At 41.8% G+C, this 24,059-nt stretch carries 27 protein-coding genes; 16 read left to right on the forward strand and 11 right to left on the reverse strand.

The features are described from left to right. Nucleotides 1-33: 33 nt before the first annotated feature. Entirely contained in the window at nucleotides 34-570 is a 537-nt protein-coding gene (gene dcd / locus BUC20_RS15225) for a dCTP deaminase (protein ID WP_073231960.1), read from the reverse strand. 66 nt (nucleotides 571-636) lie between these two features. Here dcd and BUC20_RS15230 point away from each other — a divergent pair, with 66 nt between their 5' ends. The 5 genes from BUC20_RS15230 to BUC20_RS15250 all read left to right on the forward strand — a co-directional run bounded on the left by BUC20_RS15230 (nucleotide 637) and on the right by BUC20_RS15250 (nucleotide 3,646). Next, complete coding sequence (locus tag BUC20_RS15230) at nucleotides 637-1,278, forward strand: 4'-phosphopantetheinyl transferase family protein (RefSeq protein ID WP_073231961.1); 642 nt, start codon at nucleotides 637-639, stop codon at nucleotides 1,276-1,278. Nucleotides 1,279-1,288: 10 nt separating this feature from the next. After that, nucleotides 1,289-1,984, forward strand: a complete 696-nt coding sequence (lipB, locus tag BUC20_RS15235) for a lipoyl(octanoyl) transferase LipB (protein ID WP_073231962.1) — start codon at nucleotides 1,289-1,291, stop codon at nucleotides 1,982-1,984. Between the two features lie 78 nt (nucleotides 1,985-2,062). Next, a complete protein-coding gene (locus BUC20_RS15240; protein ID WP_073231963.1) occupies nucleotides 2,063-2,548 on the forward strand; it encodes a DUF5684 domain-containing protein in 486 nt (161 codons plus the stop codon). Between the two features lie 12 nt (nucleotides 2,549-2,560). Then, nucleotides 2,561-2,893, forward strand: coding sequence for a DUF2752 domain-containing protein (locus BUC20_RS15245; protein ID WP_073231964.1), 333 nt, complete (start codon nucleotides 2,561-2,563; stop codon nucleotides 2,891-2,893). Between the two features lie 102 nt (nucleotides 2,894-2,995). Continuing rightward, complete coding sequence (locus BUC20_RS15250) at nucleotides 2,996-3,646, forward strand: SGNH/GDSL hydrolase family protein (RefSeq protein ID WP_234994526.1); 651 nt, start codon at nucleotides 2,996-2,998, stop codon at nucleotides 3,644-3,646. On the opposite strand, the gene BUC20_RS15255 is transcribed toward BUC20_RS15250, so the two are convergent. Then, nucleotides 3,647-4,369 (reverse strand): RDD family protein, encoded by a 723-nt coding sequence (locus BUC20_RS15255; protein WP_073231965.1) that lies wholly within the window; start codon nucleotides 4,367-4,369, stop codon nucleotides 3,647-3,649. It abuts the gene before it with no gap. Nucleotides 4,370-4,459: 90 nt separating this feature from the next. Here BUC20_RS15255 and BUC20_RS15260 point away from each other — a divergent pair, with 90 nt between their 5' ends. The 6 genes from BUC20_RS15260 to BUC20_RS15285 are packed head-to-tail and all read left to right on the forward strand — an operon-like array spanning nucleotide 4,460 to nucleotide 10,517. Then, entirely contained in the window at nucleotides 4,460-5,419 is a 960-nt protein-coding gene (locus tag BUC20_RS15260; RefSeq protein ID WP_073231966.1) for a stage II sporulation protein M, read from the forward strand. After that, nucleotides 5,412-6,281 carry a hypothetical protein gene (locus tag BUC20_RS15265; RefSeq protein WP_073231967.1) on the forward strand — a complete coding sequence of 290 codons (870 nt, stop codon included), beginning with the start codon at nucleotides 5,412-5,414 and terminating at the stop codon, nucleotides 6,279-6,281. Before BUC20_RS15260 ends, BUC20_RS15265 begins: the two co-directional genes overlap by 8 nt. Beyond that, nucleotides 6,253-7,002: a DUF4129 domain-containing protein gene (locus BUC20_RS15270; RefSeq protein ID WP_143166821.1), complete on the forward strand. Its 750-nt coding sequence runs from the start codon at nucleotides 6,253-6,255 to the stop codon at nucleotides 7,000-7,002. Before BUC20_RS15265 ends, BUC20_RS15270 begins: the two co-directional genes overlap by 29 nt. Next, nucleotides 6,999-8,180 (forward strand): DUF4350 domain-containing protein, encoded by a 1,182-nt coding sequence (locus BUC20_RS15275; protein WP_073231969.1) that lies wholly within the window; start codon nucleotides 6,999-7,001, stop codon nucleotides 8,178-8,180. The genes BUC20_RS15270 and BUC20_RS15275 overlap by 4 nt, the downstream gene beginning before the upstream one ends. Nucleotides 8,181-8,182: 2 nt before the next feature. Continuing rightward, entirely contained in the window at nucleotides 8,183-9,160 is a 978-nt protein-coding gene (locus BUC20_RS15280) for an AAA family ATPase (RefSeq protein ID WP_073231970.1), read from the forward strand. A 10-nt stretch (nucleotides 9,161-9,170) separates the two neighbouring features. Further along, nucleotides 9,171-10,517, forward strand: coding sequence for a DUF58 domain-containing protein (locus BUC20_RS15285; protein WP_073231971.1), 1,347 nt, complete (start codon nucleotides 9,171-9,173; stop codon nucleotides 10,515-10,517). A 4-nt stretch (nucleotides 10,518-10,521) separates the two neighbouring features. Here the strand turns inward: BUC20_RS15285 and BUC20_RS15290 are convergent, their stop codons facing one another. The 9 genes from BUC20_RS15290 to miaB form a co-directional block, all read right to left on the reverse strand. Then, complete coding sequence (locus BUC20_RS15290) at nucleotides 10,522-11,949, reverse strand: L-serine ammonia-lyase (RefSeq protein ID WP_073231972.1); 1,428 nt, start codon at nucleotides 11,947-11,949, stop codon at nucleotides 10,522-10,524. Between the two features lie 78 nt (nucleotides 11,950-12,027). Beyond that, on the reverse strand, nucleotides 12,028-12,684 hold the full coding sequence (locus BUC20_RS15295) for an MgtC/SapB family protein (protein ID WP_073231973.1): 657 nt from the start codon (nucleotides 12,682-12,684) through the stop codon (nucleotides 12,028-12,030). Nucleotides 12,685-12,783: 99 nt separating this feature from the next. Continuing rightward, nucleotides 12,784-14,424 (reverse strand): chaperonin GroEL, encoded by a 1,641-nt coding sequence (gene groL, locus BUC20_RS15300; RefSeq protein WP_073231974.1) that lies wholly within the window; start codon nucleotides 14,422-14,424, stop codon nucleotides 12,784-12,786. Nucleotides 14,425-14,482: 58 nt separating this feature from the next. Beyond that, entirely contained in the window at nucleotides 14,483-14,776 is a 294-nt protein-coding gene (gene groES, locus BUC20_RS15305; RefSeq protein WP_073231975.1) for a co-chaperone GroES, read from the reverse strand. Nucleotides 14,777-14,994: 218 nt separating this feature from the next. Beyond that, nucleotides 14,995-15,354, reverse strand: a complete 360-nt coding sequence (gene secG, locus BUC20_RS15310) for a preprotein translocase subunit SecG (RefSeq protein ID WP_073231976.1) — start codon at nucleotides 15,352-15,354, stop codon at nucleotides 14,995-14,997. Nucleotides 15,355-15,368: 14 nt separating this feature from the next. Further along, nucleotides 15,369-16,463: a hypothetical protein gene (locus BUC20_RS15315; RefSeq protein ID WP_073231977.1), complete on the reverse strand. Its 1,095-nt coding sequence runs from the start codon at nucleotides 16,461-16,463 to the stop codon at nucleotides 15,369-15,371. Nucleotides 16,464-16,494: 31 nt separating this feature from the next. Next, a complete protein-coding gene (locus BUC20_RS15320) occupies nucleotides 16,495-17,004 on the reverse strand; it encodes an LptE family protein (protein ID WP_084528938.1) in 510 nt (169 codons plus the stop codon). Nucleotides 17,005-17,159: 155 nt separating this feature from the next. After that, on the reverse strand, nucleotides 17,160-18,389 hold the full coding sequence (locus tag BUC20_RS15325) for a sigma-54 interaction domain-containing protein (RefSeq protein ID WP_073231979.1): 1,230 nt from the start codon (nucleotides 18,387-18,389) through the stop codon (nucleotides 17,160-17,162). Between the two features lie 17 nt (nucleotides 18,390-18,406). Then, nucleotides 18,407-19,855, reverse strand: coding sequence for a tRNA (N6-isopentenyl adenosine(37)-C2)-methylthiotransferase MiaB (gene miaB / locus BUC20_RS15330; protein WP_073231980.1), 1,449 nt, complete (start codon nucleotides 19,853-19,855; stop codon nucleotides 18,407-18,409). Nucleotides 19,856-20,015: 160 nt separating this feature from the next. Between miaB and BUC20_RS15335 the strand changes: the two genes are divergently transcribed. The 5 genes from BUC20_RS15335 to BUC20_RS15355 all read left to right on the forward strand — a co-directional run bounded on the left by BUC20_RS15335 (nucleotide 20,016) and on the right by BUC20_RS15355 (nucleotide 24,044). Continuing rightward, a complete protein-coding gene (locus BUC20_RS15335; RefSeq protein WP_073232686.1) occupies nucleotides 20,016-20,816 on the forward strand; it encodes a TIGR04325 family methyltransferase in 801 nt (266 codons plus the stop codon). Then, entirely contained in the window at nucleotides 20,809-21,819 is a 1,011-nt protein-coding gene (locus BUC20_RS15340; protein WP_073231981.1) for a glycosyl transferase, read from the forward strand. Before BUC20_RS15335 ends, BUC20_RS15340 begins: the two co-directional genes overlap by 8 nt. Nucleotides 21,820-21,906: 87 nt before the next feature. Further along, entirely contained in the window at nucleotides 21,907-22,389 is a 483-nt protein-coding gene (locus BUC20_RS15345; protein WP_073231982.1) for a CHRD domain-containing protein, read from the forward strand. A 9-nt stretch (nucleotides 22,390-22,398) separates the two neighbouring features. Then, nucleotides 22,399-23,010 carry an RNA polymerase sigma factor gene (locus BUC20_RS15350; RefSeq protein WP_073231983.1) on the forward strand — a complete coding sequence of 204 codons (612 nt, stop codon included), beginning with the start codon at nucleotides 22,399-22,401 and terminating at the stop codon, nucleotides 23,008-23,010. Between the two features lie 32 nt (nucleotides 23,011-23,042). Then, complete coding sequence (locus tag BUC20_RS15355) at nucleotides 23,043-24,044, forward strand: FecR family protein (protein WP_073231984.1); 1,002 nt, start codon at nucleotides 23,043-23,045, stop codon at nucleotides 24,042-24,044. The last annotated feature ends 15 nt before the right edge of the window (nucleotides 24,045-24,059 follow it).

Below are 24,059 nucleotides of genomic sequence, written 5' to 3' on the forward strand. Positions count from 1 at the left end.
TAAAGTAAATTTAAAAGATAAGAGCTATCGAAGTTAGAATTTGTTTTTCCACATCATACTTTCGACCGGTTTAGTGGTCTTGTTGCTGTATTTCGCGTTGTCTTTGCTGTTGTACATGGTTTCAATTTCGCCCTCTACTTTAAAATAGATCAGCTGACCAATAGGCATTCCTGCATAAATTCTTACTGGTTGTGCACAGGAAATCTCCAGTGTCCAGGTATTGCAGAAGCCAACATCACCTTTTCCGGCAGTAGCATGGATGTCTATGCCCAGACGTCCTGTACTGGATTTGCCCTCCAGAAAGGGAACATGTGCATGCGTTTCTGTATATTCTAAGGTCACCCCCAGGTAAAGTGTGCCTGGTTGTAAAACATATCCATCTTTTGGGATTTCAAAATGCTCTATTTTATTGTGCACTTTTGCATCGAGTATTCTATCTTTATAAGTGGCCAGGTATTTGCCTAAATGGACGTCATAAGAGTTTGTACCAAGACATTCCGCCTTAAAAGGTTCAATAATGATGGTGCCCTTCTCTATTTCTTCCAGAATTCGTTTGTCGGAAAGTATCATTTTATCAAGTATTGGGCTAAATTATGATTAATTTAAGATACTTTTGCATAGTTTTCTAAAATAGAGATGCCCGTAGTTTTTAATAAAAATATTGACGAGAATACCATACTTGCAGTGTGGAAAATCGAAGAGACTGAAGAGCAGCTGCTTTCCGGCCTGCAACTGAAACAGCATGAGCTGGACTTTATTTCCTCTTTAAGTAACGGGAAACGTCTGCTGCACTGGTTAAGCACCCGTGTGCTGCTCAGGACCATGCTCAATACCTCCGAATATATCGACTGTCAGATGGACGAACATGGGAAACCCTTTCTTCCTAACCTGGATTATCACATTTCACTGAGCCATTCTTACGATTATGCTGCGGTGATCATCGGTAAAGACAGGAAAGTTGGCGTGGATATAGAGCTCATCAAACACAAAATCAAAAGCATCAGGCATAAGTTCCTTTCTGATATCGAACTGGCACAAAAACAGATCGGCGATAACATCAACGGCTTGTATGTCTGCTGGTGCGCTAAAGAAGCAATCTATAAATGGAATGGAAGGAAAGGACTGGAATTTAAGCAGGACATCCACATCAAACCATTTAAACTGAAAGCAGAGGGTAGCCTGAATGCCCTGGTGGAATTACCTGAAGGTACCCGTGAACTGACTGTCAGCTATTTTAAAACCAGCGATGGGTATATGCTGGGCTATGTAGTGGCTTAATTTTCAAATGATGAATAAGAAAGTGCAATTCACAGATTGGGGCCTGACAGATTACCAGGAAGCATGGGATCGGCAGGAACTGATCTTTAATCAGACAATTGCGGTCAAAACCGATAACAGAAATAACAATACCTTATTGGAAACACCCAATCAACTGATCTTTGTTGAACACCCACACGTATATACACTGGGTAAAAGTGGTCATCCGGAGAATCTGTTATTGGATGAAAAAGGTTTAAAGGAAAAAAATGCGACTTACCATAAAATCAACCGCGGGGGAGATATTACCTATCACGGTCCCGGGCAGATCGTAGGGTACCCGATTCTTGACCTTGATAATTTCTTTACCGACATTCACCTTTACCTGAGAACATTGGAAGATGCAATTATGCTGACGCTGAAAGATTATGGGATCCCTTCAGGGAGATATCCCGGATTTACAGGGGTCTGGCTGGATGCCGACAACGACCGGGCGCGCAAAATCTGCGCAATGGGAGTGAGGTGTAGCCGATGGGTAACCATGCATGGCTTTGCTTTTAATGTGAATACTGATCTTGATTATTTTAAAAATATTGTTCCCTGTGGGATAGACGATAAAGATGTGACTTCAATGCAAAGAGAGTTGGGGCATGAGCTGAATATGGAAGAGGTGAAATCGGTATTAAAAGGTCACATTTCCAGCTTGTTCCAAATGGAGCTTTACTAATTTTGCTAAAAAAAGACGAATAATCTCTTTGTTTTTTTATTGTAAAGATTATCTTTACTCGAAAAACAAACTACTATTATGGATTACTCTTCAGAACAATCGGCCGCAGTGGCTGGAATCGGAGCCGTTGGTGGGATAATTTATCTCGCTCTCGTTGTGCTCATGATCGCATCTTTATGGAAGGTTTTTGTGAAAGCCGGGAAACCAGGCTGGGCATCACTAATTCCTATCTATAACATTATTATCCTTCTTGAAATCATTGGTAAACCAACCATCTGGATTCTTTGGATGATCATTCCTTGTGTAAACATTTACTTCGGAATCTGGGCAATGAACCTGTTAAGCAAAAGTTTCGGAAAAAGCGAAGGCTTTACCGCAGGACTGATCCTGTTACCATTCGTATTCTATCCTCTGTTGGGATTTGGAGATGCAAGGTATTTAGGTCCTTCTGCTGCTGAAGCACAACCAGGCTTCAACGGAAATCCCAACAACCCATTTGGCACCAACAACCCGTTTGGTACAAATGACCCTTTCAATAAGCCGCCAACCACACCTCAGGCATAATTGCTGGTGTTGATGATATACCTGTTATCCGCCTGGTCTTCTTTTTTAGATCAGGCGGATAATTTTTTTCTGACCTGCCCGTTTAAGTACCTCACCGGAATAGATTGCCCGGGATGTGGCTTTCAACGGTCTTTAATTGCCTTGTTCCAGGGCGAATGGAAGGAAAGTTTTCAGCTGTACCCACCTACTGTCCCTCTCTTAATCACCTTCATGGTAGCCATTCCCGCAAATTATTTGAGCAAGGGAAATAGTGATAAACTGATTAAAGTCTTGTATCTGATCACAGGCTCGATCATCACCATCAGTTATTTCTTCAAAATTTTCACCGCCCATACCCATTCCTGAATCTGAAATGCCTTTGCATCCGTAAATGTATTTATGATCAAAAACGTTATTTTAATTCTGCCATTTATAGTATTATTGGCTTGCCAAAAGAATAGTTTTAAAATGACAACAACTCCCAACCCAATTCCGGTTGTAAAACCTGAAGATGAAATCTCTTATTTAGCCATTGGTGATTCTTATACCATTGGCGAAGCTGTTCCATTAGAAAGCAGTTTTCCATATCAGTTGGTAAAAGAATTGCAAAAGACAGATATGCAGCTTTCCAAACCACATATTATTGCTAAAACCGGATGGACTACAAGTGAGTTGCAGGAAGGGATCAACCATGCAAATCTGAGACAGAAGTTTAGCATGGTTACTTTGCTGATCGGGGTAAACAATCAGTACCGCGGAGAGTCAAAAGAAAAATACCGTAAAGAGTTTAAGGAACTTCTGCAAGCCGCCATTACTTTCGCTGATGGAAATAAAGCCCATGTCTTTGTCGTTTCTATTCCGGATTGGGGGCTTACTCCTTACGGAATGGGAAGTGGGAGGGAAACTTTGGCCGTCAGTGCAGATATCGATGCCTTTAATGCCATTAATAAACAAGAAAGCCTGGCCGAAGGAATCAGCTATACTGACATTACTGCTGCATCCCGCCTGGTGGTATCAGATCCGGAACTGGTCGCTGCGGATGGCCTGCATCCCTCTTCTAAAATGTATCTTGACTGGGTGGTTCAACTGGCTCCTGTTGTGATTAAGAAAATCAAATAACTATTCAGCGCGGGAAGTTAAATGGTTATAGTCTTTGATCACGGTGGTTAGGAAGTTCAGCTCATTCATTCCCTGAGGAAGGCTGACCGCTAAATGTGCAGCTACTTTTGCTGACATGGCATAAACCAGATCTGTATTGAATGTTTTATAATAGGTGCGGACAACTTCATGTATGAGCTCTACATCACGATCGCTCAACAGGTCGGCATTACCGAAAACAGGCTGGTATTCTTCCTGTGCCGGATGAAAGGCAATCTGGTCAATATGTGTTCTGGGAACAGTTTTGATCAATGTCGTTCCGGCTACCATATCTCCGATCCTTTGCTTATTCTCTGATACTGCTACTGCAATCAAACCCCCAATTTGTCCGGTCAGCACAAAATCTACCAGGCGGAACAACCAACGGATAAAATATTGCCCGATGCTGGCCTGACTTCCGTCAATGCTGATGACTTTTATTTTCATCAGCCTTTTGCCCACACTCTGCCCATTCATGAAGATTTCACAAATGAGATTGTAAAAAATATAAAGGACACCAAGGATGATCATTAAGACTATAAAAGTAGTCCCCATACCAGTTAGCGCTCCCAAAACAATAAATAAGAGGTATAAACCTAAAAAAGCAGCCAGGTCTATCAGCCTTGCAGCAATCCTCTCCCCTAATCCGGCTACCGGATAATTGATGTCTACATGCTGACTGGTACTTACCTTAATTGTTTCCATAAGATCAAATATAATATTGATGTTCAATTTATTATTGTAAAATTGTTTTTTGTCGCTATTTTACAGAAAATTTGATCTTCATCGGGATTTATGAAAGAAGCCTTGTTTGTTAAACAGAATTCGGAGAAGTGGAAGCGTTATCAGCAAATGCATTCTGAGAACCCAGATGAGCTTGCGGAGCGTTTCATTGACATTACCAATGATCTGGCTTATGCAAATACCTTTTATCCAAAATCAAATACCACGGCTTATCTTAATGGTTTAGCGTCTGTTTTACACCAGTCAATTTACAAGAATAAAAAAGAAGACCGGAACCGCTTCATCACCTTCTGGAAAACAGAACTACCGGTACTATTCTATACTTACCGCAAACAATTGCTGTATTCCCTGTTTTTCTTCCTGCTTTCTGCCTCAATAGGAGCACTCTCGGCTAAATATGATGATTCTTTTGTCAGACTTATTCTTGGAGACAGTTATGTGAACATGACGAATGAGAATATCGCAAAAGGAGATCCGTTCGGGGTGTATAAACGGCAGGGAGAAGTGGAAATGTTCCTGATGATTGCCGCAAACAACTCTTATGTTGCGCTGATCATGTTTGTCAGCGGAATATTCGTCTCCGTTGGCCCTGTCTTTTTTATGCTGAAAAATGGAGTCATGATCGGTGCTTTTGAATATTATTTTTTTAGTAAAGGTTTGGGCGCAGCATCCATACTAACCATCTGGATTCATGGGACACTGGAGATCTCCGCCATCATTATCGCTGGTGCTGCGGGGCTGGTACTGGGGCATGGCCTGCTCTTTCCTAAAACATATACCCGCTTTCAGGCTTTTAAAAACAGCGCTAAGGATGGGACTAAAATTGCTTTGGGGCTGATTCCCATCATCCTGCTTGCCGCTTTCTTTGAGGGGTTCATCACACGCCATACAGAAATGCCGGTTGCGCTCAGCATCAGTATCCTGGCAGGCTCTCTGCTATTTATCATCTGGTATGTCATCCTATATCCATCAAAACTTCATAAACGCCATCAAACTATAGAAAATGTCTGAAAAACTGGAATTCAAAAAAGTCCGAGAATTCGGAGAGATCATCAATGATCTTTTCTTATTCATTAAACAGAACTTCAAAGCCTTATTAAAAGTGTTTGTTTATTTCTGTGGAATTTTCATACTGGGATCAATGATCTCAGGTATATACCAACAAATAGAGATGCAAAAAAGCCTGAAAACCGCAGATGATTTCGCTTCTATGATGGGAAAGATATTTAACCTCAACTATTTGCTGGTGTTGATTTTCAACATGGTGAGTTACACCGCAATGAATGTGTCTATTCTGAGTTTCATTGCCGTATATGTAAAAAAAGGAAATGAAACCCCTGAGCTGGAAGAAGTCTGGGCTTATTTTAAATTCTATTTCTTCAGGGTACTGGGCAGCGGGATTTTAATCAGCATATTCGTTGGGCTGTGCTTTGTTTGCCTTTTGATCCCAGGGATATATGTAATGCCTGCCATGATGCTGTTCCTTCCGGTAATGATTTATGAGAATGCCGGTTTTAGCTACTCTTTTGACCGCGCCTTTAAACTGCTCAAAGGACAGTGGTGGGTTACTTTTGGAACCATACTGCTCATTTACTTTATTGCCACCGCCTGTCAGTCTCTGGCTTCCCTTCCTGCCCTGATTCTTACTTTTTTCAGCGCATTCACAGAAGGAGCAAAAGGCTTAAGTAATACGGTTATTATCATCTCTACTACCGTACAGTATTTGTGTCAGGTGTTTATCATCATTCCTTTGGTGGGGATCTCCTTTTGTTATTTTAACCTTGCAGAACGTCTGGATAGTACCGGACTAATGGATCGCATAGAACAGATGGGGAGTTCAAAAGATGCCTTCAATACGCCGGAAGAATATTGATATGCGCAGACTGGTTTTAATCTTTATGCTCATGCTTTGGACCATCAGTGGCTTTACTGCTCCTGCGGTACAAAAACCTGTTCAAAAGCAGCTCCGTATGGACAGCAGTAAGCTGATCCTGCGTAACTTTGATGCAGAAAAGATTAAAGCGTATACAGAGCAGACCGAATTTAGTTATAAAGAAACGCCACCCGATCAGGACAGTTTATGGGCCAGATTCTGGCGCTGGTTCTGGAACTGGTTTACGGGAGTTTTGGAGAACAAAACATCGGGTACTTTTATCAAGTATGGGATCATCGTTGCCCTGGCAGCACTGGTGGCCTATATCATTATAAAGGCGATGGGACTCGACCTGAAAATCTTTACCGGCAAATCTAAAATGGTGGAGATTCCTTATTCAGAAAGCCTGGAGAATATTCATGAAATTAATTTCAGCGGGGAATTGGATAAGGCCATTGCTACAGGAAATTACAGATTGGGGGTACGACTCTTGTACCTGCATGCGCTAAAAGTAATGAATGACCATCAGCTGATCAACTGGCAGCCGGAGAAAACCAATCAGATTTATATAGAGGAACTTACAGATCCCGTAAAAAGAAAACATTTCGGAGAACTGACTACCCAGTTTGAATACATCTGGTACGGAGAGTTTTTCATTAACAAAGAAAGTTTTGCCGAAGTAAAAAAGGATTTTGACACGTTTAACGGGAGGCGCACATGAAAGGCATGAAACTGTACCTTATCGGAACGGGTATCCTGCTCATCTTATACCTCGCTGCAGAATATTACAAGCCTAAACCTACCGATTGGAGGCCAAGCTATCTGAAGGAAGATAAGATTCCATTTGGATTGTATGTCCTGAATAAGGAGTACCAAAGCCTGTTCCCGGAAACGAGAATTGAAACTTCAAGGCTTCCGGCATACAATACCCTGAAAGATAAAAAACGAAAAACCAGCAATTACCTCATGGTTGCCGGTGCGGTAAATATCGATGAACTGGATTATCAGGAACTGGTTAAATTCATGAAAGATGGAAATCACGTTTTTATCGCAGCTTTTGATATCGGTGATTACCTGAAAGATACCTTAAGCCTGGACGTCAGTTCGGCCTTGAGCTACCGTAAAAAAAAAGATATACCAATTAATTTTGTCAACCCTGCCCTAAAGGCGAAGCATGCTTATGTCTTTGATAAGGGGCTTGGCGATCTCTATTTCAGCAAACTGGATACTTCCAGGGCGATTGTACTTGGGAGAAATGAGAAAGGAGAGGTCAATTTTGTCAGATATAACTTCGGAAAGGGAGCTTTATACCTCTTACCAAATCCACAATTGTTCAGTAATTATGCCTTGCTGAGCCCTAAAGGTGCAGAGTATGCGGCAAAGGCACTGTCCTATCTGCCCCAGGCTGCGACAACAATCTGGGATGAGAAGAACACCAAAGGGAATCAGGGAGATGAAAGTTTGCTGAGGGTACTTTTTAAACATGGACAGTTGCGCTGGGCTTATTACCTTTCCATCATCGGCTTACTTGTTTTTGTGATTTTTGAGAGGAAACGCAGGCAAAGAATCATTCCCATCATTCCTCAATTGGCAAATTCTTCAGTCGACTTTGTCCGGGTTGTGGGTAAAGTTTATTACCAGCAACGCGATAACAGGGACATTGCTTTGAAAAAGATCAGCTATCTGCTTGAATTTATCAGAGCGTCCTACCGCTTAAAGACCAGCGAAATAGGCGAAGAGCTGGTTAATGGGGTCTTGCTCAAATCCAATGGGAATGAACAGGATATCCGGCATTTATTTGCCACAATTGAAGAAATGAATAAACCCGGCAGGGTGACTGATCATCAGTTGATCACATTGAACAAACTAATAGAAAAATTTTATAAACAAGCCCAATAAAAATGGAAGCGGAAATGTTTAACAAAAGAACCGACCTGACGCAGCTGAATACTGCAGTGGAACAAATCAGGGAAACACTGGGTAAGATCATTGTCGGTCAAAAAGATACGATTGATTTCCTGATCGCAGGATTACTGGCCGACGGGCACATCCTGCTCGAAGGTGTACCGGGAGTGGCGAAAACATTAAGTGCTAAACTGGTCGCCAAAAGTATCGATGCTTCATTTTCAAGGATCCAGTTCACACCTGATCTAATGCCTTCTGATGTATTGGGTACATCGGTTTTTGATCCCAGGAATGCGGCTTTTGAATACAGGAAGGGACCCATCTTTGGCCATATCATCCTGGTGGATGAAATCAACCGGGCTCCGGCAAAAACACAGTCTGCTTTATTTGAAGTGATGGAAGAACGCCAGATCACTGTTGATGGGCATACTTACCTGATGGACGAACCTTTTATGGTTCTGGCTACACAGAACCCGATTGAACAGGAAGGAACTTACCGTTTGCCGGAAGCACAGCTGGACCGTTTCCTGTTCAAAATTGAAGTGAAATACCCCAGCCTGGAGGAAGAAACTGCAATCCTGCTCAACCAACACCAACATCGCCTGGATGATTCGCTTAAAGCGGTACAGCCGGTGCTGAGCATAGATCAGGTGAAGTCCTGCAGGGCAATCATTAAAGGATTGCATGTAGAGCCTAAGCTGATTGAATATGTGGCAAAGATTACTCATGAAACCAGGAATAATAAATCCTTGTATCTGGGGGCTTCCCCCCGGGCTTCTTTAGCAATGGTAAACGCTGCCAAAGCTTTTGCCGCCATGCAGGGACGTGATTTCGTTACTCCGGAAGACATCATCAAGGTGGCAACACCAGTGCTGACACACCGCATCATGCTGACACCGGACAAGGAAATGGAGGGATTAACCACAAACGATGTTATTGCCCAGATCATTCAGAAAATAGAAATCCCAAGATAATATCAGCATATTGAAAAGCTTCATTACTAAATATTACACTGACCTGTTCCTTGGTAAAAGACTTTTTATCGGTATCGGGGCTTGTGTATCCCTGTTTCTGTTCTCTTTCTTTCTGCCCTGGCTTGGCGCATTGCCTTACCTTTGCTTTTGGGTGCTGGTCTTGTTATGCGTTACAGATCTGATTTTATTGTTCAAAACGGATAAAGGTGTTTTCCTGCGCAGGGACCTTCCTGAAAGGCTAAGTAATGGGGATGATAATGAACTTCGCCTGCATATTGAGAATTTCTATTCCTTTGGTATTCATGTCGGGATCATCGATGAAATCCCTTTCCAATTTCAGAAAAGGGACCTTTGGTTCAGCAGTAAGCTAAAGTCCAGGGAAAACAAAACGATCACTTATACCCTGCGTCCGACAAAGAGAGGGGAATATTTATTTGGCAGGACGCGCTTGTATGTACGATCTCCTCTGGCACTGATTTCCAGGAGGTACAATTTTGGAGAAGAGACCATGGTTGCGGTATACCCTTCTTTTTTGCAATTGCGCAAATACGAGCTGATGGCCATTTCCAACAGGCTCAGCGAAATTGGCATTAAGAAGATCCGGAGAATTGGCCATAGCATTGAGTTTGATCAGGTGAAGAGTTATGTCAAGGGGGATGATTACCGAACGATCAACTGGAAGGCAACGGCCAGAAGAGGTGATTTAATGGTGAACTCTTTTACTGATGAGAAAGCCCAACATGTCTATTGTGTAATTGATAAATCCAGAACGATGAAAATGCCCTTCGGAGGGTTGAGCTTATTGGATTATGCCATTAATGCAAGTCTGGTGCTTTCCAATGTGGCTTTGGTAAAGGAAGATAAAGCCGGACTGATTACCGTTTCTGAAAAGATCGGAAGTGTCGTTCCCGCAGAAAGAAGACCTGCCCAGCTGGGGAAAATAATGGAAGTCCTGTACAAAGAAAAGACACGTTACCTGGAAACCAATATGGAGGCTTTGTACCTGAGCATCCGTCAGGTCCTGAAACAACGGAGTCTGGTGGTCTTTTTTACCAATTTTGAAAGCATGTCGGCCTTAAACAGACAACTTCCCTTTTTAAAGAGAATGGCCAGGTTCCATCTGTTGCTGATTGTCTTCTTTGAAAATACAGAACTCAAAACACTGAGTGATGAGCCGGCTAAAGATGTGGAAGGAATCTATATTAAAACCATTGCAGCGAAATTTGCCCATGAAAAAAAACTCATGGTTAAAGAGCTGGCCAAACATGGGATCCTGAGCATCCTTACCCCACCGGAAAATTTAACCATCAATGTTGTTAACCGTTATCTGGCCTTGAAATCCCAGCAGAGAACCTAAATGCTTAACATTCCGGTAAGCTGATCGGAATATTGGTAGCCAGACCTCCGTCGGAAGTCTCTTTATATTTAGAATTCATGTCTAATGCGGTTTCCCACATGGTATTCACCACTGCATCCAGGCTAACCTTCGCTTTGTCAGGATTGCTTTGTAAGGCCAGTTGACTGGCAGTAATCGCTTTAATGGCGCCCATCGTATTTCTTTCAATACATGGAATTTGTACCAGACCCCCGATTGGATCACAGGTTAAACCCAAATGATGTTCCATGGCAATTTCTGCCGCCATTAAAACCTGACGCTGTGAACCACCTAAACATTCGGTCAACGCTGCTGCGGCCATTGCCGAAGAAACCCCTATTTCGGCCTGACATCCACCCATGGCAGCAGAGATGGTGGCTCCCTTTTTAAAGATGCTGCCTATTTCTGAGGCACAGGCGATAAACTGACTGATCTTTTCATCTGTATAGCCATCACAAAAAGCAATGTAATATTGAAGTACTGCCGGAATTACTCCGGCAGCCCCATTCGTAGGCGCAGTAACCACGCGGCCAAATGAAGCATTTTCTTCATTTACGGCAAGGGCAAAACAGCTTACCCAATCCAGGATATAATTAAAACCATTTCCGCCATTTCTGATGGCCATGATCCAGCTTTCATAATTTGTATAGGTACTGTTGCCAATCAGGCGTTTATTCAAGGCACAAGCCCTTCTTCCAACATTCAGTCCACCGGGTAAAAATCCCGCAGTATGGCAACCCCGGTAAGTACAATCCTTCATCACATTGAAGTGCTGCATGATGCCTTTCCTGGTTTCGGTCTCTGTGCGCCAGGCCAGTTCATTTTCCATAACGACCTCAGAAACCTTTAAGCCTGTGGTTAAACACCAGTGTAGCAGGTCCGCTGCTTTCTCTACAGGGAATGGAAGGTCTACCTGTTCCTTATCACTGCCGCTTTCGCCTTCTTTCAGTACAAAACCTCCTCCAATGGAGTAATAAGTTTCTGAGATTGCTTTGCCAGTGTTTAAAAAGGCCTGAAAAGTCACGGCATTAGGATGAAAAGGAAGGCTTTCAAAGAATAAAAACACAAGGTCCTCTTCGTAATTGAAAGTGATGTTTCTTTCTCCGTTCAGGTTTAATAACTGGTAGGTTTTGATCTCTTCGACTGTAGAGTCAATGGCGTTCACATCAAAGGTTACCGGATCAGCACCGCTTAATCCCAATAGAATGGCCACATCTGTTCCGTGTCCTTTGCCGGTTTTAGCTAAAGAGCCGTATAACAAGATCTTAATCTGATCAACCTGCTCTAGCAGGTCTTTTTCTTTTAAGGATGCGGTAAATTGTTGGGCGGCCCTCCAGGGACCTAAAGTATGTGAGCTTGATGGTCCAACGCCTATCTTAAAAATATCAAAAACTGAGATTTGTTCCCTTTGCATATTACAAAGCTAAGATAGTTTTGGGACATTTTGGGCTTTTGATCCTGTTCAAAAAGGATATAATTGAAAGAATCAGGGCTAAAAATCGAAGGCAATGATTTTTTTGTCCTGCAGCATCCGGTCCACAAACCGTTTGTGGTTCTTTGGGCTTCCGATGGCCACCCAGGTTCCGCTGATGGTTCCATTGGCCAGTTCCTGTTTTCCCCTGCTTAGTTTTAGTCCGGAGGTTTTTATGTCTTCTTCGTATTTCTCCAGGCTTTCATTCTCGTACTTCTTTACGATCCGGTAAACCCGTTTTGTGAAACGCTGTTCTACCATGTTTTCGATAAAAGGGAAGGTCAGCAAAGCAAGGAGCACCACCAGTGTTACGCCAACAGCCTGTTCAAAATATCCGGCGCCGATAGCCATCCCGATTGCTGCAACGATCCAGATCACGCAGGCGGTGGTTAAACCTTTCACCTGATTGTCTTCTTTGAAAATCACCCCTGCACCAAGGAATCCAATTCCGGTAACGATATTGGAGGCAATCCTGTCATGACTTGTCAACCCGATCTTTATGGATAAAATGGTAAAGAGGGTAGAGCCCAGTCCAATCATGATCATGGTTTTCAAGCCGGCCTGTTTACTCCTGAATTCACGCTCGGTACCAATCAGACCGCAAAGCAGCGTAGCCAGCAGGAATTTATAGACCTCAGTCTGCGTAAGGAAATGGTTGTTTTCTAAGATGTTCTCCATAGTGTTACAGAACTAAATATAACAAAGATATCGGAGATTGTCCCTAAAACAGAAAAACCCGCAGATTGCGGGTTTTTCTGTTTTGTGAAAGGGAAATGATTACATCATTCCACCCATACCACCACCACCCATTGGAGGCATACCTGCACCAGCAGGAGCATCTTCAGGATCATCAGCCAATACCACCTCTGTTGTTAACAACATCGCTGCGATAGAAGCTGCGTTTTCTAGTGCTACACGACCAACTTTAGTTGGATCGATTACACCGGCAGCAATTAAGTTTTCATATACATCAGTACGTGCATTGTAGCCAAAGTCAGCTTTACCTTCTTTAACTTTTTGTACTACGATAGAACCTTCAATACCTGCATTCTGGCAGATTTGACGTAATGGCTCTTCGATCGCACGTTTTACAATAGCAATACCGGTAGTTTCATCATCGTTGCTACCTTTCATTCCTTCTAATGCCTCAATAGCACGGATGAAAGCAACACCACCACCGGCAACAATACCTTCTTCAACCGCTGCACGTGTTGCATGTAATGCATCATCTACACGGTCTTTTTTCTCTTTCATTTCAACTTCAGAAGCTGCACCAACGTAAAGAACGGCAACACCGCCAGCTAATTTAGCCAGACGCTCTTGTAATTTCTCTTTGTCATAATCAGATGTAGTGGTCTCGATTTGAGCTTTGATCTGGTTAACGCGGGCTTTGATGTCTTCAGATTTACCTGCACCATTGATGATCGTAGTATTGTCTTTGTCAACAAGTACTTTCTCAGCAGTACCTAAATAAGTAAGGTCAGCATTCTCTAATTTATAACCTCTTTCTTCAGAAATTACAGTACCACCAGTTAAGATCGCGATGTCTTCTAACATTGCTTTTCTACGGTCACCGAAACCTGGAGCTTTAACCGCAACAACTTTCAGGGATCCACGGATCTTGTTCACTACCAATGTAGCCAATGCTTCGCCATCTAAGTCTTCAGCAATGATCAATAGTGGTTTTCCTGTTTGTACTTGTTTCTCTAAAACCGGCAACAATTCTTTCATGTTGCTGATCTTTTTGTCATAGATTAAAATGTAAGGGTTTTCTAATTCCGCTTCCATTTTATCTGCATTAGTTACGAAGTATGGAGATAAGTAACCACGGTCAAATTGCATACCTTCTACTGTTTTTACTTCAGTTTCAGTACCTTTTGCTTCTTCAACAGTAATTACACCATCTTTACCTACTTTAGCCATTGCTTCAGCGATAAGAGAACCGATAACTTCATCATTGTTTGCTGAGATAGAAGCAACTTGTTTGATTTTGTTATTGTCTTCACCTACAGTCTGAGACTGAGATTTTAAGTTCGCAACAATTGCAGTAACTGCTTTGTCGATACCGCGTTTCAAATCCATTGGATTTGCACCGGCAGCAACGTTTTTAATACCTGCAGTTACAATTGCCTGTGCCAATACAGTTGCAGTTGTAGTTCCGTCACCTGCAATATCTGCAGTTTTAGAAGCTACTTCTTTAACCATTTGAGCACCCATATTTTCAATTGGGTCTTTTAATTCAATTTCTTTAGCTACTGTAACACCATCTTTGGTGATTGCAGGTGAACCAAATTTCTTGTCAATAATTACATTACGTCCTTTAGGACCTAGAGTTACTTTTACTGCATTAGCCAAAATATCCACTCCTCTTTTCAGGGCGTCACGGGCTTCTACATTATATTTTACTTGCTTTGCCATTTTAAAATATTGTTATTAATGATTGATTGTTGTAAAGTTGAATGGTTGAATTCAACGATTAAAGAACTGCGTAAAGATCAGACTCACGCATGATAAGATACTCTTTACCTTCAAAGGTAATTTCTGTACCACCGTATTTACCATATAATACCTGATCGCCTGTTTTAACGCTCAGTGGAATTAGATTACCTGTAGCCTCTGCAAATTTGCCAGGTCCTACTGCAACTACTGTTCCTTGCTGAGGTTTTTCTTTAGCTGTATCAGGGATATAAAGACCCGAAGCTGTTTTTTCTTCGGCAGGAGCAGCTTCAATGACTACTCTATCTGCAATGGGTTTAATGTTTAAAGCCATAACTTATTGGTTGTTTTAATTTTAAAATTAATGTAAAAGTATTCGTGCTCCTTGTATATCAGTTTTTATGCCAAGGGAGGTTCATTGACAAATTTACACTGCATTGTCAGCTAATAGATTAGAGTAAACCGTTTTTGTGTCAGAGTGGCAGAATTGTTGGCCATAAAAAAAACCTTCCTGAAATTCAGGAAGGCTCTTTTATGAGTTTCGTTTAAAACTTATTTTTTTGTGGTATCTCCGGCTGCAGGAGCAGGAGTTGCAGGTGCCTGACCAGCTGGTGCTGAATTTCCAAGCGGTGATGGAGTAGGGATCTTATCCAGGTGTTCCTGAATTTTAGAATCTACTGCTGCTGCAGAACCACCGGATTTTGCAATCGTTGTAATCGATAACGTAAGCACTACGATCAATGCCAATAATACCCATGTACCTTTTTCAAGAACATCACCAGTACGTTGAACGCCAAACATGTTGCTGCCTGATCCACCTGTTGCAAGGCCACCACCTTTAGGGTTTTGTATCAAAACAAATAGCGCTAAGGCAATGCAGACAATGATTAATAAAATAATTAAAAAAAGCATAATAGGTTATATGGTTAAATTTTCTTTTCTATGGATTGGATAAGGTCGGCAAAGTAACGGCTTTTTTCTGGAAACTTCAAACTTAATTTTTCATAAGTCTCTATGGCCTTGTCGTAAAGCATTTGTTCTATATAGATCTTTGCCAGTGTTTCAGATACCAGGTCATTGTGATCCTCAGCACTCTTTTTAGCCTTGTTTTCTGTATTGATCTGCTCTGCGTTTGGCGGACTGATCTGAGGGTCATTCTTCAGGAAGCTATCTATAATGTCGACTCCTTTGTGGGTATTGCGTAAATTCGAAGGGCTGTAATCGCTTTCTCCAGCCTCTGTAAACGGGCTTTGTAAATGGAAGATGTGCTCTACGTATTGTTGCTGTAATTCGTTTGGTCTTTCGCCCGGTGTTACAGGCTCTTTTTTAACAGTCGTTACATAAGGCTGGAAGATCTGCTGATATTCTTTTCTTGTTTTATGTAACCACCAGAGAAAAGTGTAGGGCAACTGGTCATCGTCATATTTGCTCAGCACCACAGGATCTTCCTTTGGGAGGCCATCTTCTGTCTCTGCTACTGTCGTGTTTTCTTCAGGCAATTCCTCAGGTGCCGGTTCAGGGCTAAAGTTTTCCTGGAAAGCGAAAAAGTCTGTAGATACAATGTTCTCCAGTACAAAATCATCGGCTACCTTTTCCTGATCTGAAAGCTTTTCTTCATTGGGAAGCGCTTCCGTTTCCACGATATCGGTCGTATAATCCTCATCAGACTCTGATGCTGCAGGAACTTCATCCAGCACCACTTCATCCAATGCCTCAGGCTGACTGTTAAGCTGGTCAAAAGCAGGTGAAAAAACAATATTGAAAGCCGTCTTTACTAAAGCATCAGGCTCATAAAGGAAATTGTGAAGTAACTGCCCATTGGTATATAAGGCAGCTGTAGCCAGATGACCATTATTTTCAGGGCTTTCTGCAGTTGCCTTAGCCAGCAAAAGATGCAATGGCTGGAAATAAGGATACGATGATACCAGATCTTTCAGCATTGGGCTATGGCCGGGCCTTACCTTTTCAGGTTCCGCTAATAATACCGCCAGTTCTTGTCTAATGTCTATGTCCTGCTCCACGTCGCTAAGTTAACAATTGAATTTTCAATTTCTACCAATTTGCAAATGCACGGTTAAAAATATCTTCCGTAAGTAGGGTAAGTACTTCGTTTATTAATCCTTTTTCCTGAGCCTGGAAGTTCTGTCCTGCAGTTGGAAAATCTTTAAAACGTTCAAAAGCCTCTTCAAAACTCTGTTTAGGATCCAGGTTATTGGTATACTTCACGGTTACCCTAATGGTCATCCTGTTGGTTCCACTCTGAACCTGTCCACGGTTATTGGCATCCGAAATATTGGTTGGCCTGATGTCATAACCGGTAATCGTTCCTGAAAAAATACCATGTGCATCATTGGTCGTCAGGTTCAGCTTGGTCTGGCTACGAATCCTGTTCCGAAGGTTCTCCGTAAAGTCATTTGACATATAGGGAACGACTAAGGGAGCATTGTTTTCAAAAAAGGTAATGTTCACCGTTTTCATTTCCGGAGGAATAGAATCTCCGCTAAGTTTAATGGAACAGGAACTGAAGACTGCAATGACTAAAAGGAAATATAATTTTTTCATTGGTTTTATCTTGTTTTTTTGCGTTTTATATTGAGTTTTTCGCCCTTTTTATTGCTATTCAATGGCTCTAAGGAGTTCGCAAGCTCAGCTTAGCAGTTTTCAAGAGCTTGTAAACCCGGTTTAAAGGCCATGAAACGATCAAAAGATGGTTTCGGCTAATTTAAATTGAGCTCCTTAATCTTTCTGTATAAAGTACGTTCAGAAATGCCGAGCTCCTGTGCGGCAAATTTCCGCTTTCCTTTGTGTTTCTTCAATGCTTTTTTGATCAGGTCGGATTCTTTGTCAATCAAAGATAAAGACTCTTCTACCTCTTCGGCTTCCTGGGTATAGTTATAATCTACCGGTGCATTCTGAACCGGTTTTTTGATCGTAAACGTAGGTTCATTAATCGTCTGGTCTACCTCCTGGTAAAGTTGATTGATGTAATGAGGGTTATCGGCAATGATATGTGAAGTATTGCCTCCGCTCTGTATGATCTCTGCGACCAGCTTTTTCAGCTCCATCATGTCCTTCTTCATATCGAACAGCACCTTATAAAGAATGTCCCTTTCCGTATAATCTTCCTTGTTGCTGCCGTTGATGGCCATAGGTAAATTGGTGGCACTCTCGTTTGGAATATAATTGAGTAATGCCGCAGGACTTACATTGCGTTCTTTTTCCAATACGCAGATCTGTTCTGCGATGTTTTTCAGCTGTCTGACGTTTCCAGGCCAGCTATAATTGCTCAGTAGCTGAATCGCTTCCGGCTCCAGTTGAATTCCCGGACTTCTGTATTTATCACTGAAGTCGGCGGAAAATTTTCTGAACAACAGGTAAATGTCTTCCTTCCGTTCGTGTAAAGCCGGAATACGCAATGGAACAGTATTCAGTCTGTAATATAGATCTTCACGGAATTTGCCCGATTTCACACGGTTGTATACATCTACGTTTGTTGCCGCAATAATCCGGACATCAGTTTTTTGTACTTTGGAAGATCCTACACGTAAATATTCGCCGCTCTCTAAAATCCGTAATAAACGGGCCTGGGTACCTAATGGCAATTCTGCCACCTCATCTAAAAAGATCGTTCCTCCATTGGCCACTTCGAAATAACCTTTGCGGGCCTCATGTGCTCCGGTAAAAGAGCCTTTTTCATGCCCGAACAATTCCGAATCTATTGTTCCTTCCGGAATGGCACCACAGTTTACGGCAATAAAGGCGCCGTGCTTGCGGGTACTCATCTGATGAATGATATGAGAAAAAACCTCCTTGCCACTTCCACTTTCTCCGGTAATTAAAACCGACATGTCTGTAGGTGCAACTTGTCTGGCGATATCTATAGCCCGGTTCAGTAGCGGAGAACCACCTATGATCCCGAACCGGTTTTTAATGTCTTGTATGTCCAAAGTAATTTGTTTTTTAATTAAACAATTTCGGGTACTTCAACTGCAATCGTTCCTAATAAAGTTGCCGATGTACAACGGTCAATGTGAACATTCACATACTGACCGGCCTTAACTCCTGCTGTTGCAGGAAAAACAACCATAGCATTCTGATCATTTCTTCCACAAAGGTCCTTGTCGGATTTTTTGGAAGTACCCTCCACTAAAATCCTAACAGTTTTTCCTACGAATTGTTGTAGGCGGAACAAAGAAGTTTCCTGTTGTTTAAGTAATATTTCTGCTAGCCTGCGTTTTTTTACCTCTTCCGGAACATCATCTTCCAGCTTTCTTGCTGCAAGTGTTCCGGGTCTTTCCGAATAGCTGAACGTAAATGCAAAATCATAGCCCACATAATCCATCATCGTCAGTGTCTCCTGATGCTCTTCTTCTGTTTCTGTACAGAAACCGGCAATGATATCAGATGAAATTGCACAACCCGGAATAATGCGTCTGATGGCATCAATCCTGTTGATGTACCATTCGCGGGTATAAGTTCTGTTCATCAATTCCAGAACCCTGCTGCTGCCGGACTGAACAGGCAGGTGGATATAATTACAGATGTTATCGTATTTGGCGATGGCATACAATACCTCGTCAGTAATGTCTTTAGGGTGTGAGGTTGAAAAACGGATCCTTAAATCAGGGCTGATCAGTGCCACTTTTTCCAGAAGCTGGGCAAAGTTGACCTCGATCTCAGCAGTTTCTTCTGCATCCGGGCCTTTCCATTTGTAAGAATCTACATTTTGTCCCAGTAAAGTAACCTCTTTATAGCCCTTGTCGAATAAGTCCTGAGCTTCGGCAAGAATAGAATGTGGATCCCTGCTTCTTTCACGTCCCCTTGTAAAAGGAACAACACAAAAAGAACACATGTTATCACAACCACGCATAATTGAAATAAAAGCCGTGATTCCATTTCCGTTCAACCTTACCGGACTGATGTCTGCATAAGTCTCCTCACGGGAGAGTAAAACGTTGATGGCTTTATGTCCGTCTTCCACCTGACTGATCAGTTGAGGAAGGTCGCGGTAAGCATCAGGGCCAACCACCATGTCCACCAATTTCTCTTCTTCCAGGAATTTAGATTTCAAACGCTCTGCCATACAACCTAAAACGCCAACTACCAATTTCGGATTCCTGCGTTTTTCAGCACCGAATTGAGACAGGCGGTTACGTACCCTCTGTTCCGCGTTTTCGCGAATGGAGCAGGTGTTGATAAATACCACATCAGCTTCATGATAATCACCTGTAGTTTCAAATCCCTGATCTTTTAGTATCGAGGCAACGATCTCACTATCTGCAAAATTCATCTGACAACCATAGCTTTCAATATAAAGCTTCCGTCCATTGAGTACCTCTGGTGCATCAATAACTAAAGCCTCGCCCTGGCGCTCTTCATCGTGTGTCTTATCTGTTAGCTGTAAATCAATCATAAATGGTTAACCTTTTTCTGGGCTTCAAAAATACACATTTATATTTATAAATGACAAAGTGGCAGAATTTTTAAGTCCGAAAATAAATAGATGAAACATATAGGACCTTTTTAAAAAGTCATTGTCTTTAATGACAAAATCAGGCAAATTAATCAGGCGCATGTTTAAAAATCTGTTTAAAAAACATCAAAAGAACCAATACGGCTGGTTCGGTAACTATTCCTCCTGGGCAGAACTGAGCAGGGAAACGGATGGTTATGATGCAGACGTGATTCTGGAAAGAACAAAAAATGCAATATTAAAAGTCAAAAACGGAGAAGCAGTGTATGAACGTGACTCCGTCGTATTCGATAAAAAGGAATATCCCTTCCCGTTGATCACTTTTTTGTTGCACAGTGCAACACTAAATAAGAAACCACTTCATGTCATTGATTTTGGCGGTTCATTAGGAAGTACCTATTATCAGGTGAAAGAGTTTTTAACTCCGGAAATTTGTGGCAGCTGGAATGTAGTGGAGCAAAGCCATTATGTGGAATGTGGAAAATCACACTTTGAAGACGGAGTATTGAAATTCTATGAAAGTATGGATGCCTGCCTGAAGGAGAAAACCGTCGATCTGGTCATTTTGTCGGGAAGTGTCCAATACCTGGAAAAACCACATGATTTCTTACAGAAACTCGCGGAATATAATTTTCAGTTTTTGCTGTTTGACCGGACTGCTTTCCATTATGGAGAGAAAGACCGGCTGACCCTGCAAAAGGTTCCTCCGGAAATTTATCCGGCCAGCTATCCATCCTGGTTCTTTAACCAAACCAATTTTCTAAGCCATTTTTCTTCGCAGTATCAGATGGTGGCAGAATTTGCTTCTTACGTCAAAGGAGAAGAAAATACGCTGATTGATGGAATTCAATCAGGCTATGATAAAGGCTTTTACTTAATTAATCTATCAAAACATGCTTAACTTCTGCACCTTATTTAATACCACTTACCTTTCCCGCGGACTGGCCATGTATCAGTCTCTTAAACAACAATGTGGGACAGGTTTTCACCTGTATATCTTTGCTTTTGATCAGCATTGTTTTGAAGCGCTGACTAAACTAAAGCTGACACAGGTTAGTATTGTAAACCTGAAAGAGTTTGAGAACGAAGCCCTGCTTGCAGTAAAACCAGGGCGGACTGCTCAGGAATATTGCTGGACCTGTGCATCTTCTACCATTAAGTTTTGTATAGAAAATTTTAACCTTGATCATTGTACTTATGTGGATGCTGACTTGCTATTCTTTAAAAATCCACAGGTGCTGATCGATGAAATGCAGGATAAATCGGTACTGATTACCCCGCATAGGTATACACCTGAATATGATCAAACCATCGCAAGCGGCGTCTATTGTGTGCAGTTTTTAACCTTTAAAAACAACGCCGAAGGAATGGAGGTGCTGAACTGGTGGGTGAATGCCTGTCTGGATTGGTGTTTCAGCAGATGTGAAGACAACAAATTCGGAGATCAGAAATACCTGGACGACTGGGCAGAACGCTTCTCCTGTGTGCATGTGCTCAAACATCCTGGTGGTGGAGTCGCACCCTGGAATGTACAGCAGTATGACTTTAACATCAAGTCCGGTAAATGCATAGGAACGGAAGTCTCCGGAAAGCAGAATTTCGATTTGGTGTTTTACCATTATCATGCCTTTAGCTATTCGCTCAATGGCAGCTATATGCTAACGAGTAAAGGCTATAAATTAAATAGAAATCAAATCAAACATATTTATAAACCTTATGTGAAAGCACTTTCGGCAGCAGAGGAACTGGTCAATAAAAATGTAGGCGGAATTATCCCTTATCAGACCAACAACGAATTGGAATGGGTGAAAAAGGTGCTTGGCAGAAACCTCTTGTTTTCTATCAGAGGATATTATAAACATTTCTATACAAAACGTTCTTTTCAATATAGCTTTCTTTATTAAGCGCCTGAGCTATTTTTCCGGTTGATAAAAAGGATGTTACTTAGTGATTAAAAAGTTAGTATTTTTGGCCCTGACTAAAATTACTATATGGGAAGGGTTAAAGGTCAGGGGCTTATATTTTTTAAAATAGCGGTAATAGGTATCTTAATGGTCTGCCTTTGGGCATGTAAAAAAACGCCGGTAGCAGATCAGAAAATTAAACCTCCGGTAAGGTCTTACCTCGTTGTTGCGAGAATAGATAAGAAAGGAACGAACACCAACTCTGAGGGGACCGCGACTTTAAAAGGTAAATACGATGAAGGAACAAAATTATTAAGCTACGAGCTAACGTATGAGAAGTTGATACCAGAAGAAATCAGCCTTAGAAACGGGACAAAAGGTTCAAAAGGAACCTTAACAGCAGTTCTTTATAAAAACTCAGGAGTGATTGTTCCTTTGCCCTTATCTGGAACGTTTACTCTGACCCCTTTACAGGAAAGAAACCTGTTAAAGGGATTGTGGTTTGTAGCGATTAATACATTGGCAAAATCTCCTGAGATTTCAGGGGTATTGACGCTGAAACAAAATTAGGCCGGTAACATGAGCAAAGAGCCGATACATAGTTTATCTGATGAAGATTTTACGCTCATCACTGCCATCAGAAAAAAAGAAAAAAAGGTATTTGAAGCCTTTTATAAAAAATATTATAAACAGTTGTTTAGTACAGCCTACGGATATGTCGGGCAGGCTGAAGCAGCAGAAGAAATTGTGCATGATTTGTTTATCACGATATGGAATAGAGCAGACCAGTTAAATATTCAGTATTCAATGAAAAGCTATTTGTTCAGAGCAATCGTCAACTCCTCACTGAATTTCATTAAAAAAGAAAAGATGGATGCAGAGAAAAAATTGGTATGGCTGGCAACAGTTCCTGCTGACGAACCCTCAGCCGACGATACCGAGCAGGAGGAAGCGTTGCTGAAAAACCTGGACGATGCCCTGGTTCTGCTACCTGCCAAATGCAAAGAGGTGATGTACCTGAGCCGCTTTGGAAAACTCAAACAGCAGGAGATCGCAGATCAAATGGGGATCTCCTTAAAAACTGTTAAAAACCATTTGACTTATGGCTTTCAGAAATTGAGAGAACATCTCGAAAAAAACAAAAAGGCCTTTATTTCTTTGATCCTGTTGTTTAAAATAATGATACGCTAATTCATCCCTAACGTTTAAAAAAATCCATTCAAATGAAAAATTTTGAAACAAACGAAGAACTAATTTTTGGACTGATCATCGATGATCTGGACAATACCATCACGCCTGCCAATAAAGAACTCCTGAATCAATGGCGTGAAGCAGATCCTGCCAATGAAATAACCTACCAGGAATTTCTGAATGTTCAGGTGAATCTGGACAAATTGGTTGGACGACTCGAGATTGATGCACAACAGTCCTGGGAATCGCTCGATAAAAAAATTAACGATCAACCCGATCTGGAGGAACTGGTATTTCTTAAAGAAGAAAAACAAAACCATTACTGGCTGAAAATCGCTGCGGCTATATTGCTGGTATCCTCAGTGGGATTTTACTTCGTCTGGAGAAACCAGGATGTGGTGATCCATACCGATCAGAACACAGCCCTCACCAATATTGTGCTTCCGGATGGGACTGAGGTCAAGCTCAATGCAGCAACCAGCATCAGCTATCATAAAAACACCTTTAAAACGGATAGAAAACTGGAACTGCTCAAAGGCGAAGCCTTTATACACGTAGCAAAAGGCAGCAGCTCTCAGTTTAGGGTAGACCTGGGAGAATTGGAGGCCAAAGATATTGGAACCCGCTTTAACATCAGTAAAACGGAACATAAGACCACTGTCATTGTAGAAGAAGGAGAGGTCGCATTGCGCCAGAACAGTACAGCTAAAGAACTCCGTCTGACACCAGGTAAGATTGGTCTTTATAATCCCATGACCGGGGCATTGATCGCTGAAGACAATCAGGACCTCAATTATAAAGCATGGATCGATAAAAGTTTTGTATTCAAAGCGGTGGCTGTAGGTGAAGTGGCGGGGCAATTGCAAAAAGTATATAACTTCAAAATAGACATTGAAGGAGATCGTTTAAAAAACAGAAAACTCACTGCCAGACTGAAATATCAGACACTGGATAGTGCACTTGCAGTGATCTCTGCATCTTTGCAGTGTAAAGTTAAAAAGTCTGAAGACACGTTTATTTTATATGACAATTGATGATTTCTCTTAGGC

This window comes from Pedobacter caeni (assembly GCF_900129215.1).
GTDB lineage: Bacteria > Bacteroidota > Bacteroidia > Sphingobacteriales > Sphingobacteriaceae > Pedobacter > Pedobacter caeni.

Bases quoted from the DNA above. Each gene is read 5' to 3' on its own strand.
- dcd (WP_073231960.1), bottom strand. From the start codon at position 570: ATGATACTTTCCGACAAACGAATTCTGGAAGAAATAGAGAAGGGCACC.
- BUC20_RS15230 (WP_073231961.1), top strand. From the start codon at position 637: ATGCCCGTAGTTTTTAATAAAAATATTGACGAGAATACCATACTTGCA.
- lipB (WP_073231962.1), top strand. From the start codon at position 1,289: ATGAATAAGAAAGTGCAATTCACAGATTGGGGCCTGACAGATTACCAG.
- BUC20_RS15240 (WP_073231963.1), top strand. From the start codon at position 2,063: ATGGATTACTCTTCAGAACAATCGGCCGCAGTGGCTGGAATCGGAGCC.
- BUC20_RS15245 (WP_073231964.1), top strand. From the start codon at position 2,561: ATGATATACCTGTTATCCGCCTGGTCTTCTTTTTTAGATCAGGCGGAT.
- BUC20_RS15250 (WP_234994526.1), top strand. From the start codon at position 2,996: ATGACAACAACTCCCAACCCAATTCCGGTTGTAAAACCTGAAGATGAA.
- BUC20_RS15255 (WP_073231965.1), bottom strand. From the start codon at position 4,369: ATGGAAACAATTAAGGTAAGTACCAGTCAGCATGTAGACATCAATTAT.
- BUC20_RS15260 (WP_073231966.1), top strand. From the start codon at position 4,460: ATGAAAGAAGCCTTGTTTGTTAAACAGAATTCGGAGAAGTGGAAGCGT.
- BUC20_RS15265 (WP_073231967.1), top strand. From the start codon at position 5,412: ATGTCTGAAAAACTGGAATTCAAAAAAGTCCGAGAATTCGGAGAGATC.
- BUC20_RS15270 (WP_143166821.1), top strand. From the start codon at position 6,253: ATGCCTTCAATACGCCGGAAGAATATTGATATGCGCAGACTGGTTTTA.
- BUC20_RS15275 (WP_073231969.1), top strand. From the start codon at position 6,999: ATGAAAGGCATGAAACTGTACCTTATCGGAACGGGTATCCTGCTCATC.
- BUC20_RS15280 (WP_073231970.1), top strand. From the start codon at position 8,183: ATGGAAGCGGAAATGTTTAACAAAAGAACCGACCTGACGCAGCTGAAT.
- BUC20_RS15290 (WP_073231972.1), bottom strand. From the start codon at position 11,949: ATGCAAAGGGAACAAATCTCAGTTTTTGATATTTTTAAGATAGGCGTT.
- BUC20_RS15295 (WP_073231973.1), bottom strand. From the start codon at position 12,684: ATGGAGAACATCTTAGAAAACAACCATTTCCTTACGCAGACTGAGGTC.
- groL (WP_073231974.1), bottom strand. From the start codon at position 14,424: ATGGCAAAGCAAGTAAAATATAATGTAGAAGCCCGTGACGCCCTGAAA.
- groES (WP_073231975.1), bottom strand. From the start codon at position 14,776: ATGGCTTTAAACATTAAACCCATTGCAGATAGAGTAGTCATTGAAGCT.
- secG (WP_073231976.1), bottom strand. From the start codon at position 15,354: ATGCTTTTTTTAATTATTTTATTAATCATTGTCTGCATTGCCTTAGCG.
- BUC20_RS15320 (WP_084528938.1), bottom strand. From the start codon at position 17,004: ATGAAAAAATTATATTTCCTTTTAGTCATTGCAGTCTTCAGTTCCTGT.
- miaB (WP_073231980.1), bottom strand. From the start codon at position 19,855: ATGATTGATTTACAGCTAACAGATAAGACACACGATGAAGAGCGCCAG.
- BUC20_RS15335 (WP_073232686.1), top strand. From the start codon at position 20,016: ATGTTTAAAAATCTGTTTAAAAAACATCAAAAGAACCAATACGGCTGG.
- BUC20_RS15340 (WP_073231981.1), top strand. From the start codon at position 20,809: ATGCTTAACTTCTGCACCTTATTTAATACCACTTACCTTTCCCGCGGA.
- BUC20_RS15345 (WP_073231982.1), top strand. From the start codon at position 21,907: ATGGGAAGGGTTAAAGGTCAGGGGCTTATATTTTTTAAAATAGCGGTA.
- BUC20_RS15350 (WP_073231983.1), top strand. From the start codon at position 22,399: ATGAGCAAAGAGCCGATACATAGTTTATCTGATGAAGATTTTACGCTC.
- BUC20_RS15355 (WP_073231984.1), top strand. From the start codon at position 23,043: ATGAAAAATTTTGAAACAAACGAAGAACTAATTTTTGGACTGATCATC.